Here is a 16,671-nt window from a genome sequence, read left to right as displayed (position 1 = left end):
CCTATTTCCTCAGTTGCTTGGCGTTGGCGAACAGGGACGCCATGGCATTGTTGGCCGGCGCGGCCTGGGTCTGGCGCGGGGCGCCCTTGTCGGTGCGCGGCTTGCCACCGTTGCCGCGGGCCTGGCCGCCGGGCTTGCCGTCGACCTTCTCGCCGGGGGTGTCGCCCATGCGCATGGACAGTCCCACGCGATTGCGCGGCACGTCCACCTCCATCACCTTTACCTTGACGATGTCGCCCGCCTTGACCACCTCGTAGGGATCCTTGACGAACTTCTCCGACAGCGCGCTGATGTGCACCAGGCCGTCCTGGTGCACGCCGATGTCGACGAAGGCCCCGAAGTTGGTGACGTTGGTGATGACGCCCTCCAGCACCATGCCGGGCTTGAGGTCGGAAAGCTTTTCCACGCCGTCCTGGAACACCGCGGTCTTGAACTCCGGACGCGGATCGCGACCCGGCTTGTCGAGTTCCTGGAGGATGTCGGTCACCGTCGGCAGGCCAAAGCTCTCATCGGTGAACTTCTTCGGATCCAGACGCTTGAGAAAGGCCGAATCGCCGATCAGCGAGCGGATGTCGCGACCGGTGTCGGCGGCGATGCGCTGCACCAGGGGATAGGTCTCCGGGTGCACCGCCGAGGCGTCCAGCGGATTGGCGCCGCTCATCACGCGCAGGAAGCCGGCGGCCTGCTCGAAGGTCTTGTCGCCCAGGCGCGGCACCTTCTTCAGGGCCTCACGTGTGGCGAAGGCGCCGTTGGCATCGCGGAATTGCACGATGTTCTGCGCCAGGGTGGCGTTGAGCCCGGAGATCCGCGCCAGCAGGGCGGCGGAGGCGGTATTCACGTCCACGCCCACGGCGTTCACGCAGTCTTCCACCACGGCGTCCAGGCTGCGCGCCAGCTTGAGCTGGGAGACGTCGTGCTGGTACTGGCCGACACCGATGGACTTGGGCTCGATCTTCACCAGCTCGGCCAGTGGATCCTGCAGGCGGCGGGCGATGGACACGGCGCCGCGCAGGGAGACGTCCAGCTCGGGGAATTCCCGGGCAGCCAGTTCCGAGGCGGAATACACCGAGGCGCCGGCTTCGCTGACCATCACCTTGGTCAGGCCGAGTCCCGGGTACTTGCTGATCAGCTCGCCGGCCAGCTTGTCGGTCTCGCGGCTGGCGGTACCGTTGCCGATGGCGATCAGGTCCACGCCATGCTTGGTGCAGAGCACGCCGAGGGTGGCCAGGGTCTGGTCCCACTGATTGCGCGGCGCATGGGGATAGACGGTGTCGGTGGCCAGCAGCTTGCCGGTGGCGTCCACCACGGCGACCTTGCAGCCGGTACGCAGACCCGGGTCCAGCGCCAGGGTGGTGCGCGGGCCGGCCGGTGCGGCCAGCAGCAGGTCGTGCAGGTTGCGGGCAAAGACCGCGATGGCCTCTTCCTCGGCCTTTTCGCGCAACTCGCCGAGCAGGTCGGTTTCCAGGGAAGTATAGAGCTTGACCTTCCAGGTCCAGCGCACCACCTCGGAAAGCCACTTGTCCGCGGCGCGGCCCTGGTTCTTCAGCTCGAAATGCGCGGCGATCAGGCCTTCGCAGGGATGGGCGATGCCCGGGCCTTCTTCGCCGAGCTTGAGCGCGGCGCTGAGGATGCCCTCGTTGCGGCCGCGGAAGATCGCCAGGGCGCGGTGCGAGGGCACCGCCTTGAAGGGCTCGTCATGCTCGAAGTAGTCGCTGAACTTGGCGCCTTCGGTCTCCTTGCCAGGCACCAGTCGTGCGCTGAGGATGGCGTCCTGCTGCAGGACGCCGCGCAGCCGCGCCAGCAGGTCGGCGTCTTCGGCGAAGCGCTCCATGAGGATGTACTTGGCGCCTTCCAGGGCGGCCTTGACGTCCGCCACGCCCTTGTCCGCGTCGACATAGCCGGCGGCTTCGGACTCCGGGGTCAGGGTCGGATCCTGCAGCAGCGCCTCCGCCAGCGGGCCGAGACCGGCTTCCAGGGCGATCTGGCCCTTGGTGCGGCGCTTCTGCTTGTAGGGCAGATAGAGGTCTTCCAGGCGAGTCTTGGTGTCGGCCAGGTTGATCTCGCGGGCCAGTTCGGGGGTCAGCTTGCCCTGCTCCTCGATGGAGGCCAGCACCGCGCCGCGGCGCTCTTCCAGCTCGCGCAGATAGCGCAGCCGCTCTTCGAGATGACGCAGCTGGGTGTCGTCCAGGCTGCCGGTGACTTCCTTGCGGTAACGGGCGATGAAGGGCACGGTCGACCCTTCGTCGAGCAGGGCCACGGCGGCGGCGACCTGTTGCGGGCGGGCGCCGAGCTCTTCGGCGATGCGGCTATTGATATCCATCGGGCTACCTGGCTTGCACGAGAAAAAGCGGGCGGCAGTATACCCGAGCCCGCCGGAGCCCTGCCTCCCATGCCGGCACCGCCACCCCGGAGTGGGCAAAATCTGCTAACAATGGCCCAATGCCGCGGTCGGATGGCCTACGGCATAATCCAGTGCTAGATCACAAGGAGATATTATGAGCACCCCCGTTGCCCCGGAAGGTGAAAAGATCCTGGTCGTCGACGACGACGCCCGGTTGCGTCGCCTCTTGGAGCGTTTTCTGGCCGAGCAGGGTTATCGCGTGCGCACCGTCGAGAGCGCCGAACAGATGGACCGCCTGCTGGCGCGCGAGGTCTTCAACCTGGTCGTGCTGGACTTGATGATGCCCGGCGAAGACGGCCTGTCCGCCTGCGGCCGGTTGCGCGAGAGCGGCAACCGCATCCCCATCATCATGCTGACCGCCAAGGGCGACGAAGGCAGCCGCATCCAGGGCCTCGACCAGGGCGCCGACGACTATCTGGCCAAGCCCTTCAATCCGCTGGAGCTGGTGGCTCGCATCAAGGCCGTGCTGCGCCGTCAGGCGCCGGTGGTGCCCGGCGCCCCCGCCGGGACCGACGAGGTGGTGACCTTTGGCGACTACGCCCTGCACCTGGCCACCCGCGAACTCAAGCGCGGCGAAGAGACCCACATGCTCACCACCGGCGAATTCGCCGTGCTCAAGGCACTGGTCGACCACGCCCGCGAGCCGCTGACCCGCGACAAGCTGATGAACCTGGCCCGCGGTCGCGAATGGGACGCCCTGGAGCGCTCCATCGACGTGCAGATCTCGCGCCTGCGCCGGATGATCGAACCCGATCCGTCCAAGCCGCGCTATATCCAGACCGTCTGGGGCGTGGGCTACGTCTTCGTACCGGACGGCGCCGGCAAATAAGCTCTCACCGCCACACTTAGGTGTCGACGATACAGAGCGTGTTCAAAGTCTTGCGAGCTAGAGTCAAACGAGGCGAAAAGACCTGAGGAAGCGGAGTTTACAAGGCGTAAATGAGCATTCCGAAGGTCTTTTCAACGCTGTTTGGCCGACGCGCAGCTGACTTTGAATAGGCTCAGGCGAACAGCCCCTGATGCACGCCGATCAGCAGGAAAATCCCCAGCAGCGCGCGATAGATGATGAAGGGCCAGGTCGAGAAGCGCTCCAGAAAGCGCATCAGGCCCCAGATCGCGGCAAAGGCCGACAGGCTCGCCACCAGCAATCCCACCAGCAGCAGCGACCAGGCTTCGGCCGGGATGTGCGCGTGCCAGAGCACCACCAGCTCCTTGAGTCCGGCCAGGGCGATGGCCGGCAGACCCAGCAGGAAGGAGAAGCGTGCGGCTTCTTCGCGACGCAGATTGAGGAACATGGCGGCGGTCAGGGTCGAGCCCGAGCGGGACACGCCTGGAATCAGCGCTCCGACCTGGGCGATCCCCACGATCAGCGCATCGCGCAGCCGCATTTGCGAGATGTCCCTGTTGTGCCGGCAGATCCGCTCCGCCAGCGCCAGCAGCGCGGCCATGGCCAGGCAGGCGTAGCCGATGACGCTGAGGCCGCGCAGCGGCGAGTCGCAGGCGTTGAGCAGGGGCGCCAGCAGCAGACCGGCGATGCAGATGGGAATGGTCGCCAGCACGATCATCACCGCCAGCAGGAAGTCCGGGCTGTCGAAGTCGCGCTGGCGCACCGCGGCCAGGCTGCCGCGGGTCACGCCACTCACATCGCGCCAGAAATAGCTGATCACCGCGGCCAGCGCCGCCATCTGCATGGCAGCGGAAAAGGCCGAGCCGGGGTCGCGCCAGCCGAGCAGGGCGGGTACCACCCGCATGTGTGCCGTGGACGAAATGGGAAGCAGCTCGGTGATACCCTGCACCACGCCGAGAAAGGCGATCTGCGCGTAGCTGAGCGAGGCGAAGCCGATGTCCAGGCCGGTCTGGCAGATGTCGGACACGAGAGAACTCCAGGTTGAAGGGAAGAAATGGACGAGCAAATGTATCCGAATGTGTCCGCGTCCGGTGGCCTATCTGGACCCTGCAATCCCAGAGGTTGTGATGGCTTTCGCGCCGTTTTGCGCGGAAATCCTGGCCAATGAAGGCGCCCAGCTGGTTTCCCCAGAGTTTCTTCGCCCGCTCGCTGTGGATGGTCCTGCTCGCGGTGCTGTTTTCCAAGGCGCTGACCCTGGTCTATCTGCTGCTCAATGAGGACGTCTTGGTCGATCGCCAGTACAGCCATGGCGCGGCCCTGACGCTCAAGGCCTACTGGGCCACCCCGGAGTCCGAGCGACCGCGCATCGCCCAGGCCGCCGGTCTGCGCTACGAATCACCGGAAACCGTGCCGGCCGGGGAATACCACTGGCCCTATAGCGAGATCTTCGAGCGCCAGATGAAACAGGAACTGGGCGAGGAGACCGAGGTGCGGGTGCGGGTCCAGCACGGTCCGGCGCTCTGGGTGCTGGCGCCGAGCCTGGGACCGGACTGGATCAAGATTCCGCTGATGGCCCATCCGCTGCGTGGCCAGCACATCTGGAGCGTGCTCGGCTGGTTTTTCGCCATCGGCCTGCTGTCCGTGGGCGCCGCCTGGGTCTTCGTGCGGCAGCTCAACCAGCCCTTGCGGCGCCTGGTGAACGCCGCGCGCGAGCTGGGCAAGGGCCGCAGTGTGCGGCTGCCGGAGACCGATGCCCCGAGCGAGATCCAGGATGTCTACCACGCCTTCAACCAGATGGCCGAAGACGTCGAGCAGGCCGGCCGCGAACGCGAGCTGATGCTGGCCGGGGTCTCCCACGACCTGCGCACGCCCCTGACCCGCCTGCGCCTGGCGGTGGAGCTTATGCCGCCGGCGGAGCGCGAAGAAGCCGAGGACATGATCCGCGACATCGAGGACATGAACGCCATCCTCGACCAGTTCCTCGCCTTCGTCCGCGATGGGCGGGACGAACCCCAGGAGCTCACCAACCTCAACGAACTGGCCCGCCAGGTGGTGGCGCCCTACAACCAGGAGGCGGAGCGGGTACGGCTGATGCTGGACGTGCTGCCGCCGCTGCCGGTGCGGCGCATCTCCTTCAAGCGGCTACTGACCAACCTGGTGGAAAACGCCCTGCGCCATGGCGGCGGTGGCAGTATCGAGGTGGTCGGACAGGTCGCGGGCTCCGCCACGGCGCCCTATGTCGCCCTGAGCGTGATGGATCGCGGTCCCGGCATCGATCCCAAGGATCTGCAGGACATCTTCAATCCCTTCACCCGCGGCAATCGCGCCCGCACCGTCAGCGGTTCCGGGCTGGGCCTGGCCATCGTCAAGCGCATTGCCGCGCAGCACGGAGGCAGTGCCGAGCTGCGCAATCGCGAAGGTGGCGGGGTGGAAGCCCGGGTACTGCTGCCCCTGGGCCTGCTGCTGCCCCGCAGCGCCAGCTGACGCCGAACGCTGCTTCTGCACTTTGTAGGAGCGGCCGCATCGGCGGACCGCCATGGCCGCGATGCTGTGACATAGCGAAATGGCCTCGACATCGGGCTCGCGCGCGATCTATCAGGAGATAGGGAGGTTGGGCCAGACGCCAGCGCAGCCCAACCTCCCAAACCACGGCCTCAGCCCTTGCCCTTGGTCCGTGTCAGCCCCGGCTCGGCGTTCTTTTCCAGGTATTCGATGATGATCCCGGCCACGTCCTTGCCGGTGGTCTGCTCGATGCCTTCCAGGCCGGGCGAGGAGTTGACCTCCATCACCAGCGGGCCGTGGTTGGATCTGAGGATGTCCACCCCGGCCACGCTCAGGCCCATGGCCCGGGCCGCGCGCAGGGCGGTCATGCGCTCCTCGGGGGTGATCTTGATCAGGCTGGCGGTGCCGCCACGATGCAGATTCGAGCGGAATTCCCCGGGTGCCGCCTGGCGCTTCATCGCCGCGATCACCTTGTCGCCGACCACGAAGCAGCGGATGTCCGCACCGCCCGCCTCGCGGATGTATTCCTGCACCATGATGTTCTGCTTGAGCCCCATGAAGGCCTCGATCACCGACTCGGCCGCCTTCTCGGTTTCGCACAGCACCACGCCGATGCCCTGGGTGCCTTCCAGCACCTTGATCACCAGGGGGGCGCCGTTGACCATCTGGATCAGGTCCGGTACGTCGTCCGGCGAGTGGGCGAAGCCGGTCACCGGCAGGCCGATGCCCTTGCGCGAGAGCAGTTGCAGGGAGCGCAGCTTGTCGCGCGAACGGCTGATGGCCACGCTCTCGTTGAGCGGAAAGACGCCCTGCATCTCGAATTGGCGCAGCACCGCGCAGCCATAGAAGGTCACCGAGGCGCCGATGCGCGGGATGACCGCATCGAAGCCTTCCAGCGGCTTGCCACGGTAATGGATCTGCGGCTTGTGGCTGGCGATGTTCATGTACGCGCGCAGGGTGTCGACCACGACCACCTCATGGCCGCGGCTGACGCCGGCCTCGACCAGGCGCCGGGTGGAATACAGGTTGGGGTTACGCGAGAGAACGGCGATTTTCATGGGGCACCGGAGGCCGGAGTAAGGGACAACTGGGGTTTGTCTTGCGCATAGGAGACGGCCGGATTCACCAGCAGGCCACCATCGATCAACGCCTTTGAGCCGAGCAGCATGCGATAGCGCATGCTCTTGCGGCAGGCCAGGGTGAATTCCACCGGCCACTGGCACTCGCCCAGGGCCAGCAGGGTACGGATGACGTAACGGGTCTGGGCGATGCCATTGGAGCTGCGGATGGTCTTTTTCGCCACCAGCGGCGCTTCGCAATGGCGGTGCCGGGACTGGACCAGGGTGCCCAGGTGCACGGTGAATCTCACCCAGCGCTCCTTGCCGCGCATGAACGGCTGGACTTCCGTCGCATGCAGCGCCGAGGTACTGGCGCCGGTGTCGATCTTGGCTCTCAGCCCGACCACGCCCAAATCGGGCAGGGCCACCCACTCACTCAGGCCGATAATGACCGGTTCGGCGGAATTGCTCATCGCTGCTCCTTGAAATCAGTGGCCTCCGCCTAAATGTTGCGGATCAACGAGCTGCTTGAAGGCTGGTTTGGCGAACAGATAGCCCTGCATCAGCTCGATCCCGAGGTCCCGCAGGCAATCGCGTTCGGCGACGGTCTCCACGCCTTCGGCGATCACCTGGGTACCCAGTTCGCGGCACATGACGATGAGGTTGCGCACGATGGTCCGTCGCACCTGATCCTGGTCGATGCCGCGGATGAGCGCCATGTCGAGCTTGACCAGGTCCGGCTGGAATTCGGCCAGCAGGGTCAGGCCGGAATGACCGGCGCCAAAGTCGTCGATGGCGGTCTTGAAGCCGAATTGCTGATATTCGCGCAGGATGTGCGTCAGGTGGTTGCTGGCCACGTGTTCGGTTTCCACCGTCTCGAAGATCAGGCGCTCCAGGGGAAAGCCATGCTCGCGCGCGGCGGCCAGGGTGCTGCGGATGCACAATTCCGGACGATAGACGGCGTTGGGCAGGAAGTTGATCGAGAGACTCTCCTGCATGCCCAGGGCCGCCGCGGTGGCGATGGCCTTGGTGCGGCAGAGCTGGTCGAATCTATAGCGGTTGCTGTCGGTCAACTGATTGAGCACCGACAGTGCGCCTTCGCCGCCTGGTCCGCGCACCAGCGCTTCCCGGGCGAAGACCGCGCCTCTGCCCAGATCCACGATGGGCTGATAGGCAAAGTCGAAGTCGAAGCCTAGGGGTTCCGACTGCTGGCACCCCGCGCAGCGGGTCTGACCGGTCAGGTCGGAAGGAAAGAATGTGGTCATGGCTCTCCAGAGGCGCGCTTGCAGCGTCGGTCCGATGGTTTAGAGTTCTTGAGAAGAGTCTAAGACCCAATAGGGGACCTTTTATTCGATGTATGCAGTAGATCACACTGAAGAACGGATGCGCCTTGATAAATGGCTCTGGGCGGCACGTTTTTTCAAGACCCGCGCGCTGGCCAAGGCGGCCCTCGAAGGCGGCAAGGTCCAGTGCCGTGGCGAACGCTGCAAGCCCAGCAAGGAGCCGCGTGTCGGCGATGTCCTCACCATCCGTCAGGGCTATGACGAGAAGACCGTGGTGATCGTCGCCCTGTCGCAGAACCGCCGTGGTGCGCCCGAGGCCCAGCAGCTCTATACCGAGACGCCGGAAAGCCTCAAGGCGCGCGAACAGGCCGCTGCGGCGCGCAAGGCGGGCAACCTCGGCCTGCAGACCGACGGCCGTCCCACCAAGAAGCAGCGGCGCCAGATCCACCAGTTCCGCGAGTACGTCCATCCGTTCGACGACTGATCCCGTCGCGACTCGCCGGATCCTCTCAATGGCCAGGACCGCTCGGCGGCCCTGGCGTGTGCCGCAGCGTCAGGCTTCGCGGCCTCCTTCCTTATATAGGTAGTTCATGACTTCCCACGATTTCACCCAGCGCTTCCTGTTCGACGAAACCGATGTCCGCGGCGAACTGGCCACCTTGGATCGCAGCTATGTCGAGGTCCTCGCCAAGCACGCCTATCCGGAGCCCGTCGCCCAATTGCTGGGCGAGATGCTGGCGGCGGCCGCGTTGCTGTGCGGAACCCTCAAGTTCGAAGGGCTGCTCGTGCTGCAGGCGCGTTCCAGCGGGCCGATCCCGCTGCTCATGGTCGAGTGCTCCAGCGAGCGCGAGGTGCGCGGCATCGCCCGCTACGAAGAAAGCGAGATCACCGCGTCCGCCTCTTTGGGTGAGCTCATGCCTGATGGCGTCCTGGCCCTGACCATCGATCCCCGCCACGGTCAGCGTTACCAGGGCATCGTCCCGCTGGAGGGCGCGAACCTGGCCGAATGCCTGTCCGGCTACTTCGCCACCTCGGAACAGCTGCCCACCCGTTTCTGGCTGAATGCCGATGGTCGCCGCGCCCGTGGCCTGCTGCTCCAGCAGCTGCCGCCGTCGCGTATCAAGGATGCCCAGGCCCGCCAGGACAGCTGGGAGCACGTCGTCACCCTGGCCGATACCCTCACCGCCGAAGAACTGCTGGGCCTCGACAACGAGGTGATCCTGCATCGCCTGTTCCACGAGGAAACGGTGCGTCTGTTCGACGAGCAACCGGTGGCCTTCAGCTGCAGCTGCTCCCGCGATCGGGCGGCCAATGCCCTGATCAGCATGGGGCAGCCGGACGTCAAGAGTCTGCTCGATGAACAGGACGGACAAATTCGGGTCGATTGTCAGTTTTGCAATGAGCAGCAGGTCTTCGACGCCGCCGATATCGCGCAGATTTTTGCGGGCGGCGGCACGCAAACCCCAGGAAATACCCGGCACTAGCCGTTGCAAAAGCCCGAAGGCTTTCTGGCATAATCCCGCAACGTGTAGTTCTGCCGTGTAAGAGCTACAAGCATGAGGAACGGCCCAGGGCCATGGGGAACGAAATGACGAAAGCCAACGTGTATACCGATATCAGCGTCGCGCAGTTAGTGGAAGAGTCCCTGCGACGTGGCGAAGGAGAGCTGGCCGCCAATGGCTCGCTGGTCGTCAAGACGGGGCATCGCACGGGGCGTTCGCCGGTAGATCGCTTTATCGTCGAGGAAGCCTCCACGCGCGACGCCATCCACTGGGGGCCGATCAACCGGCCTTTCCCGGAGGAGAAGTTCGCCCCGCTGTGGGAGCGCGTCAGCGCCTACCTGGACGAGCGTGATCAATTCGTCTCCCACGTCCATGTAGGCGCCGATGTCGAGCACTACCTGCCCGTCGTCATGCGCACCCAGACCGCCTGGCACAACCTGTTCGGCCGCTGCCTGTTCATCAATCCGGCCGAATACAATCCCCAGTCCAAGCCGGCCTGGGAGATCCTCAATGCGCCCGAGTTCGTCTGCGAGCCCGAGCGTGACGGCACCAATTCCGACGGCACCGTCATCATCAACTTCGCGGCCCGCAAGGTGCTGATCGCCGGCATGCGCTACGCCGGCGAAATGAAGAAGGCCATGTTCTCGGTGCAGAACTTCCTGCTGCCGGAAAAGGATGTGCTGCCGATGCACTGCGCCGCCAACGTGGGCGAGGAGGGGGATGTCACCCTGTTCTTCGGCCTCTCCGGCACCGGCAAGACGACCCTGTCCGCCGACCAGAGCCGCTACCTCATCGGTGACGACGAGCACGGCTGGGGCGTGGGCACGGTCTTCAACATGGAAGGTGGCTGCTACGCCAAGTGCATCGACCTGTCCGAGAAGAACGAGCCGGTGATCTGGAAGGCCATCCAGTTCGGCGCCGTGCTGGAGAACGTGGTCCTGGATCCCCAGACCCGTCAGCCCAACTATGCCGACGACAGCCTGACCCAGAACAGCCGGGCGGCCTATCCGCGCGAGCTGATCGACAAGCGCGCCGAGCACAACCTGGGTGGCGAGCCCAATGCGGTCATCTTCCTGACCTGCGACCTCACCGGTGTGCTGCCCCCGGTTTCCATCCTTAATAATGAGCAGGCGGCCTATCACTTCCTGTCCGGCTACACCGCCCTGGTCGGCTCGACCGAGATGGGTTCCGGTCCCGGCATCAAGTCGACCTTCTCCACCTGCTTCGGTGCGCCCTTCTTCCCGCGCCCGGCGGCTGAGTACGCCGATCTGCTGATCAAGCGCATCCAGGGCTTCGGGTCCAAGGTGTACCTGGTCAACACCGGCTGGACCGGTGGTGGCTACGGCGTGGGCAAGCGCTTCAACATCCCCACCACTCGCGCGGTGATCGCGGCCATTCAGAGCGGCGCCCTCATCGGTGCCGAGACTCGCCATGTGCCGGTCATCAATCTCGATGTCCCGATCGCCGTGCCAGGCGTGGACAGCGTTCTGCTCAATCCGCGCGACACCTGGCAGGATGGCGCCGCCTATGACGCCGCCGCTCGGGAGCTGGCCGGCAAGTTCGTCGAGAATTTCAAGAAGTTCTCCGGCGTCTCCGAAGGCATCGTGGCGGCCGGTCCCCAGCTGTAATAGGGGGTCGCCGTCTGCAAACAAAGGCCGCCGCTAGGGCGGCCTTTGTTTTTTAAGCTTTTTTTGCGTTTTGGGGTTGCGCACTCCGCCGTGGTTGCATAAACTGCGCCCGCTTTCGCTGATAACGCTAGCGAGCGAGGCGAAAGCACTGATTGTTAAGGAGATTTTAAAAAGATCCTTGACAAGAGGAGGGCAGATGAAGAAAATGCCGCCTCACTTTGGAGGGGTTCCCGAGTGGCCAAAGGGATCAGACTGTAAATCTGACGTCGCAGACTTCGAAGGTTCGAATCCTTCCCCCTCCACCAGATTGCTAGAGCGTTAGGCTCTGCGGGTATAGTTCAGTGGTAGAACCTCAGCCTTCCAAGCTGATGATGCGGGTTCGATTCCCGCTACCCGCTCCAGTTTGACTGGCAAATGTTTCGCTCATGTAGCTCAGTTGGTAGAGCACACCCTTGGTAAGGGTGAGGTCAGCGGTTCAAATCCGCTCATGAGCTCCATCTTAAAAAGGCAGATATGAAAATATCTGCCTTTGTTTTAATGGCGGCATTGCTTTGCTCAATTCGTGAAGGGAGAGAGTGTCGATGGCTAAAGAAAAGTTTGAACGTAACAAGCCGCACCTGAACGTGGGCACCATCGGTCACGTTGACCATGGCAAGACCACTCTGACCGCAGCGCTGACCAAGGTCTGTGCCGATACCTGGGGCGGTTCCGCTCGTGGTTTCGACCAGATCGATAACGCGCCGGAAGAAAAGGCTCGCGGTATCACCATCAACACCTCCCACGTTGAGTACGACTCGGCGATCCGTCACTACGCGCACGTCGACTGCCCCGGCCACGCCGACTACGTGAAGAACATGATCACCGGTGCTGCCCAGATGGACGGCGCGATCCTGGTTTGCTCGGCTGCTGACGGCCCCATGCCGCAGACCCGCGAGCACATCCTGCTGTCCCGTCAGGTAGGCGTTCCCTACATCGTCGTGTTCCTGAACAAGGCCGACATGGTTGACGACGCCGAGCTGCTGGAACTGGTCGAAATGGAAGTTCGCGATCTGCTGAACACCTACGACTTCCCGGGCGACGATACTCCGATCGTTATCGGCTCCGCGCTGATGGCTCTGAACGGTCAGGATGACAACGAGATGGGCGTTTCCGCCGTGCGCAAGCTGGTAGAGACCCTGGACTCCTACATCCCCGAGCCCGAGCGCGCCATCGACAAGCCGTTCCTGATGCCGATCGAAGACGTGTTCTCGATCTCCGGTCGCGGCACCGTGGTAACCGGTCGTGTCGAGCGTGGCATCGTCAAGGTCCAGGAAGAAGTCGAGATCGTGGGTATCAAGGCCACCGTCAAGACCACCTGCACCGGCGTTGAAATGTTCCGCAAGCTGCTGGACGAAGGCCGTGCTGGCGAGAACGTCGGCGTGCTGCTGCGTGGCACCAAGCGTGAAGACGTGGAGCGTGGCCAGGTTCTGGCCAAGCCGAACACCATCAAGCCGCACACCAAGTTCGAGTGCGAAGTGTACGTGCTGTCCAAGGAAGAAGGTGGTCGTCACACCCCGTTCTTCAAGGGCTACCGTCCGCAGTTCTACTTCCGCACCACCGACGTGACCGGTAACTGCGAACTGCCGGAAGGCGTCGAGATGGTGATGCCGGGCGACAACATCAAGATGGTTGTCACCCTGATCGCTCCGATCGCGATGGAAGATGGTCTGCGTTTCGCCATCCGTGAAGGCGGTCGTACCGTCGGCGCCGGTGTGGTTGCCAAGATCATCGAGTAATCGATTGATCTTGGGCTGTCAGGCCGGCATAATGGTCGGCCTGATTCAAGTTACAGGCCAGTAGCTCAATTGGCAGAGCGGCGGTCTCCAAAACCGCAGGTTGGGGGTTCGATTCCCTCCTGGCCTGCCAGATTCCCATCTGGCACTCCTTACAGGATTCATGCAATGAGCATCAAGGCGGAAGCCAAAGAGTCGCGCTTCGATGCGCTGAAGTGGCTGGTGGTTGTCGTTCTGGTAGCGGTCGGTGTTGTTGCCAACCACTACTTCGCTGCTCAGTCCATCCTGTATCGAGTGGTAGGTCTGTTGGTGCTGGCAGCCATTGCTGCCTTTGTTGCCCTGCAGACCGCCAAGGGGCAGGCCTTCTTCGGCTTGCTGAAAGACGCCCGTACCGAGATTCGCAAGGTTGTCTGGCCTACCCGGCAAGAGACCACTCAGACCACGCTGATCGTGGTTGCCGTGGTGCTCGTGATGGCTTTGTTGTTGTGGGGGCTCGACTCCCTGCTCGGTTGGCTGGTTTCCACGATTGTTGGTTGAAAGGGTTCGCCGTGGCTAAGCGTTGGTACGTCGTGCATGCCTACTCGGGTTACGAGAAGCATGTCATGCGTTCGTTGATCGAGCGCGTCAAGCTGCACGAAATGGAAGACCAGTTCGGCGACATTCTCGTGCCCACCGAAGAAGTGGTGGAAATGCGCAATGGCCAGAAGCGCAAGAGCGAGCGCAAGTTTTTCCCGGGCTACGTCCTGGTGCAGATGGAAATGAACGAAGGGACCTGGCACCTGGTCAAGGATACCCCTCGGGTCATGGGCTTCATCGGCGGTACCGCCGACAAGCCGGCACCCATCACTGATCGTGAGGCGGACGCCATCCTGCGTCGTGTCTCCGACAGCAGCGACAAGCCCAAGCCGAAGACCCTGTTCGAGGCTGGCGAAACGGTTCGGGTGGTAGATGGTCCGTTCGCCGACTTCAACGGCGTCGTCGAAGAAGTGAATTACGAGAAGAGTCGCATCCACGTGGCGGTACTGATCTTTGGTCGGTCGACCCCTGTGGAGCTTGAGTTCAGCCAGGTCGAAAAGGTCTAGGTTGTCCGCATCCCTCACCCCGTAGCCCAGGCTGCGGGGTTTTGTCGTCACTGGGATATAGCAAGTAATTGGGGAGCCCCGCGGGGCGTTGAACCCATCATTGGAGTAGCACATGGCTAAGAAGATTCAGGCTTACATCAAGCTGCAGGTTAAGGCCGCTCAAGCCAACCCGAGCCCGCCGGTCGGTCCGGCGCTGGGTCAGCACGGCGTCAACATCATGGAATTCTGCAAGGCGTTCAATGCCCGCACCCAGGGCATGGAGCCCGGTCTGCCCACCCCGGTGATCATCACCGTGTACAGCGACCGCAGCTTCACCTTCGAAATCAAGAGCACCCCGGCTTCCGTGCTGCTCAAGAAGGCTGCTGGCATTCAGAGCGGCTCCGCTCGTCCCAACAGCCAGAAGGTCGGTACCGTCACCCGCGCCCAGCTGGAAGAGATCGCCAAGACCAAGAATGCCGATCTCACCGCCGCCGATATGGACGCCGCCGTGCGTACCATCGCCGGTTCCGCTCGTAGCATGGGTCTGAATGTGGAGGGCGTGTAATGGCCAAGCTCACTAAGCGTCAAAAGGCTATCGCCGAAAAAATCCAGGCTGGCAAGCAGTACGGCTTCGAAGAAGCTGCAGCCCTGCTGGCCGAGCTGTCCACCATCAAGTTCAAGGAGTCCATCGACGTCTCCGTGAACCTGGGCGTGGATCCGCGTAAATCCGACCAGGTCGTCCGTGGCGCCACCGTGCTGCCCAACGGCACTGGCAAGTCGGTTCGCGTTGCCGTGTTCACCCAGGGTGCCAATGCCGAAGCTGCACTGGCCGCTGGTGCCGAGAAAGTCGGCATGGACGAACTGGCTGCCGAAATGAAGGCCGGCGACCTGAACTACGACGTCGTCATCGCCTCGCCGGACGCCATGCGCGTTGTTGGCCAGCTGGGTCAGCTGCTCGGCCCGCGCGGTCTGATGCCCAACCCCAAGGTTGGCACCGTGACCCCGGACGTCGCTACCGCCGTCAAGAATGCCAAGGCTGGTCAGGTGCGCTTCCGTACCGACAAGAACGGCATCATCCACGCTTCCGTTGGCAAGATCGATTTCGAGCCCGTGAAGCTGAAGCAGAACGTTGAAGCTCTGCTGGCCGACCTGAAGCGCCTGAAGCCCTCGACCTCCAAGGGCATCTACGTCAAGCGCATCACCCTGAGCTCCACCATGGGCCCGGGTCTGCAGATCGACCAGGCTTCCCTGGAAGCCTAAGCAAGTTGCAAGTCGCCGTGCCCTCGGGCACGGCGCCAAGATTGGGGTCCCTGCCTGGCGGGGGCTGTCCAAGACCGTAGGGGACGCAGGTCTTAAACCGGGGAAACCCTAGCCTACGCAGATGGTGCTCCCGATTCGGTTACCGAGTCAGACACCAAAACGCCGCCCAGTCCATCGGGCGAAACGGTAACATCCAGGAGTTAAACCCGTGGCAATCAAACTCGAAGACAAGAAGGCTATCGTCGCTGAAGTCAACGAGGCTGCCCAAGGTGCCCTGTCCGCTGTCGTGGCCGATGCCCGTGGCGTGACTGTGGGTGCCATGACCGGACTCCGTAAAGAGGCCCGCGCGGCCGGTGTCTATGTACGTGTCGTACGTAACACCCTGCTGCGTCGTGCCGTTGAAGGTACGTCTTTCGACGTCCTCAACGACACCTTCAAGGGCCCGACCCTGATCGCGTTCTCCCAGGAGCATCCGGGCGCTGCCGCCCGTATCTTCAAGGATTTCGCCAAGGGTCAGGACAAGTTCGAGATCAAGGCCGCCGCGTTCGAAGGCAAGCTCATTCCGGCTAACCAGATCGACGTACTGGCATCGCTGCCGACCTACGACGAAGCTGTGTCCCAGCTGATGAGCGTCATCCAGGGCGCTACCAGCAAGCTGGCTCGTACCCTCGCCGCCATTCGCGACCAAAAGGAAGCTGCCGCCGCCTGATCAGGCGTGCTGCGTTTCCTGCAAGTCTTTCTTATTATTTGCGGCCTGAAGCCGCACCCTGTTATAGGAATATAGAGTCATGGCTCTGACCAACGAAGACATCATCAACGCCGTATCCGAAATGTCCGTCATGCAAGTGGTGGAACTGATCAAGGCGATGGAAGAGAAGTTCGGCGTGACCGCCGCTGCCGCCGTTGCCGCTGGCCCGGCTGCTGCCGCTGCTGTCGTCGAAGAGCAGACCGAATTCACCATCATGTTGACCGAAGCCGGCGACAAGAAAGTGAACGTCATCAAGGTCGTTCGTGAACTGACCGGTCTGGGCCTGAAAGAAGCCAAGGCTGTCGTTGACGGCGCCCCGGGCGTGGTCAAGGAAGGCGTTTCCAAAGAGGAAGCCGAGGCTGCCAAGAAGTCTCTGGAAGAAGCAGGCGCCAAGGTCGAGCTCAAGTAAGTTCGGTTCTTGCGTCTACAGCCAGAACGTCTCACGTTCGGCTGATGGCTGGTGGCGAACGCCACCGGCCTTTTGCCGTTTTGTGCAGGGCGAGCATATCCGCCTGGCAAAACGCGCTGTATCCACCTCGCTCTCGGGGTGCGGCAAACCAAGGGTTTGCACGATTTTCCGGCTGCTCCCGTCGGAGAGGCCAAACAAGC

The 16,671-nt window shown here is 63.3% G+C and carries 17 protein-coding genes and 4 tRNA genes; 16 read left to right on the top strand and 5 right to left on the bottom strand.

From position 1 onward, the window contains the following. Nucleotide 1: 1 nt before the first annotated feature. A complete protein-coding gene (locus DBY63_RS06330) occupies nucleotides 2–2,320 on the bottom strand; it encodes a Tex family protein (RefSeq protein WP_042135393.1) in 2,319 nt (772 codons plus the stop codon). Between the two features lie 175 nt (nucleotides 2,321–2,495). Here DBY63_RS06330 and ompR point away from each other — a divergent pair, with 175 nt between their 5' ends. Then, nucleotides 2,496–3,230, top strand: coding sequence for a two-component system response regulator OmpR (ompR, locus tag DBY63_RS06325; RefSeq protein WP_027598251.1), 735 nt, complete (start codon nucleotides 2,496–2,498; stop codon nucleotides 3,228–3,230). 172 nt (nucleotides 3,231–3,402) lie between these two features. Here ompR and DBY63_RS06320 read toward each other — a convergent pair whose 3' ends face one another. Further along, the gene (locus tag DBY63_RS06320; RefSeq protein ID WP_027603084.1) at nucleotides 3,403–4,275 is read right to left on the bottom strand and encodes an undecaprenyl-diphosphate phosphatase; all 873 of its coding nucleotides are present in this window, start codon (nucleotides 4,273–4,275) and stop codon (nucleotides 3,403–3,405) included. 137 nt (nucleotides 4,276–4,412) lie between these two features. Between DBY63_RS06320 and DBY63_RS06315 the strand changes: the two genes are divergently transcribed. After that, the gene (locus DBY63_RS06315) at nucleotides 4,413–5,732 is read left to right on the top strand and encodes an ATP-binding protein (protein WP_108581501.1); all 1,320 of its coding nucleotides are present in this window, start codon (nucleotides 4,413–4,415) and stop codon (nucleotides 5,730–5,732) included. Nucleotides 5,733–5,902: 170 nt separating this feature from the next. On the opposite strand, the gene rimK is transcribed toward DBY63_RS06315, so the two are convergent. From rimK to DBY63_RS06300, 3 genes are read right to left on the bottom strand one after another with little or no spacing between them, the layout of a single operon-like run. Beyond that, complete coding sequence (gene rimK, locus DBY63_RS06310; RefSeq protein ID WP_027598254.1) at nucleotides 5,903–6,808, bottom strand: 30S ribosomal protein S6--L-glutamate ligase; 906 nt, start codon at nucleotides 6,806–6,808, stop codon at nucleotides 5,903–5,905. Beyond that, nucleotides 6,805–7,281: an ATP-dependent zinc protease gene (locus DBY63_RS06305; protein ID WP_027598255.1), complete on the bottom strand. Its 477-nt coding sequence runs from the start codon at nucleotides 7,279–7,281 to the stop codon at nucleotides 6,805–6,807. Before DBY63_RS06305 ends, rimK begins: the two co-directional genes overlap by 4 nt. 15 nt (nucleotides 7,282–7,296) lie before the next feature. Then, entirely contained in the window at nucleotides 7,297–8,073 is a 777-nt protein-coding gene (locus DBY63_RS06300) for an EAL domain-containing protein (protein ID WP_108581500.1), read from the bottom strand. Nucleotides 8,074–8,191: 118 nt separating this feature from the next. On the opposite strand from DBY63_RS06300, the gene DBY63_RS06295 reads away from it, so the two are divergent. From DBY63_RS06295 to rplL, 14 genes are all read left to right on the top strand, one after another. Further along, the gene (locus tag DBY63_RS06295; protein WP_007161254.1) at nucleotides 8,192–8,575 is read left to right on the top strand and encodes a S4 domain-containing protein; all 384 of its coding nucleotides are present in this window, start codon (nucleotides 8,192–8,194) and stop codon (nucleotides 8,573–8,575) included. 106 nt (nucleotides 8,576–8,681) lie between these two features. Continuing rightward, nucleotides 8,682–9,575 (top strand): Hsp33 family molecular chaperone HslO, encoded by an 894-nt coding sequence (hslO, locus tag DBY63_RS06290; RefSeq protein ID WP_108581499.1) that lies wholly within the window; start codon nucleotides 8,682–8,684, stop codon nucleotides 9,573–9,575. Between the two features lie 104 nt (nucleotides 9,576–9,679). Beyond that, entirely contained in the window at nucleotides 9,680–11,221 is a 1,542-nt protein-coding gene (locus tag DBY63_RS06285) for a phosphoenolpyruvate carboxykinase (RefSeq protein WP_027603088.1), read from the top strand. A 220-nt stretch (nucleotides 11,222–11,441) separates the two neighbouring features. Continuing rightward, a tRNA-Tyr gene (locus DBY63_RS06280) sits at nucleotides 11,442–11,526 on the top strand. A gap of 22 nt (nucleotides 11,527–11,548) precedes the next feature. Further along, a tRNA-Gly gene (locus DBY63_RS06275) sits at nucleotides 11,549–11,622 on the top strand. Between the two features lie 20 nt (nucleotides 11,623–11,642). Further along, a tRNA-Thr gene (locus DBY63_RS06270) sits at nucleotides 11,643–11,718 on the top strand. An 84-nt stretch (nucleotides 11,719–11,802) separates the two neighbouring features. Then, nucleotides 11,803–12,996: an elongation factor Tu gene (gene tuf / locus DBY63_RS06265; protein ID WP_027603089.1), complete on the top strand. Its 1,194-nt coding sequence runs from the start codon at nucleotides 11,803–11,805 to the stop codon at nucleotides 12,994–12,996. A gap of 54 nt (nucleotides 12,997–13,050) precedes the next feature. Then, a tRNA-Trp gene (locus DBY63_RS06260) sits at nucleotides 13,051–13,126 on the top strand. A 35-nt stretch (nucleotides 13,127–13,161) separates the two neighbouring features. After that, nucleotides 13,162–13,530: a preprotein translocase subunit SecE gene (gene secE / locus DBY63_RS06255; RefSeq protein ID WP_027601417.1), complete on the top strand. Its 369-nt coding sequence runs from the start codon at nucleotides 13,162–13,164 to the stop codon at nucleotides 13,528–13,530. 11 nt (nucleotides 13,531–13,541) lie between these two features. Then, a complete protein-coding gene (gene nusG, locus DBY63_RS06250; protein ID WP_007163096.1) occupies nucleotides 13,542–14,075 on the top strand; it encodes a transcription termination/antitermination protein NusG in 534 nt (177 codons plus the stop codon). Between the two features lie 112 nt (nucleotides 14,076–14,187). Continuing rightward, complete coding sequence (gene rplK / locus DBY63_RS06245; protein ID WP_007163095.1) at nucleotides 14,188–14,619, top strand: 50S ribosomal protein L11; 432 nt, start codon at nucleotides 14,188–14,190, stop codon at nucleotides 14,617–14,619. After that, a complete protein-coding gene (gene rplA, locus DBY63_RS06240) occupies nucleotides 14,619–15,314 on the top strand; it encodes a 50S ribosomal protein L1 (RefSeq protein WP_007163094.1) in 696 nt (231 codons plus the stop codon). The genes rplK and rplA overlap by 1 nt, the downstream gene beginning before the upstream one ends. 208 nt (nucleotides 15,315–15,522) lie before the next feature. Further along, complete coding sequence (rplJ, locus tag DBY63_RS06235) at nucleotides 15,523–16,023, top strand: 50S ribosomal protein L10 (protein ID WP_007163093.1); 501 nt, start codon at nucleotides 15,523–15,525, stop codon at nucleotides 16,021–16,023. Nucleotides 16,024–16,102: 79 nt separating this feature from the next. Next, the gene (gene rplL, locus DBY63_RS06230) at nucleotides 16,103–16,471 is read left to right on the top strand and encodes a 50S ribosomal protein L7/L12 (RefSeq protein WP_017641869.1); all 369 of its coding nucleotides are present in this window, start codon (nucleotides 16,103–16,105) and stop codon (nucleotides 16,469–16,471) included. The last annotated feature ends 200 nt before the right edge of the window (nucleotides 16,472–16,671 follow it).

Origin of the sequence: Pseudomonas sp. RIT411 (assembly GCF_003057735.2) — a bacterium.
Lineage (GTDB): Bacteria > Pseudomonadota > Gammaproteobacteria > Pseudomonadales > Pseudomonadaceae > Chryseomonas > Chryseomonas oryzihabitans.
This window is presented reverse-complemented; position numbering and strand designations above follow the sequence as displayed.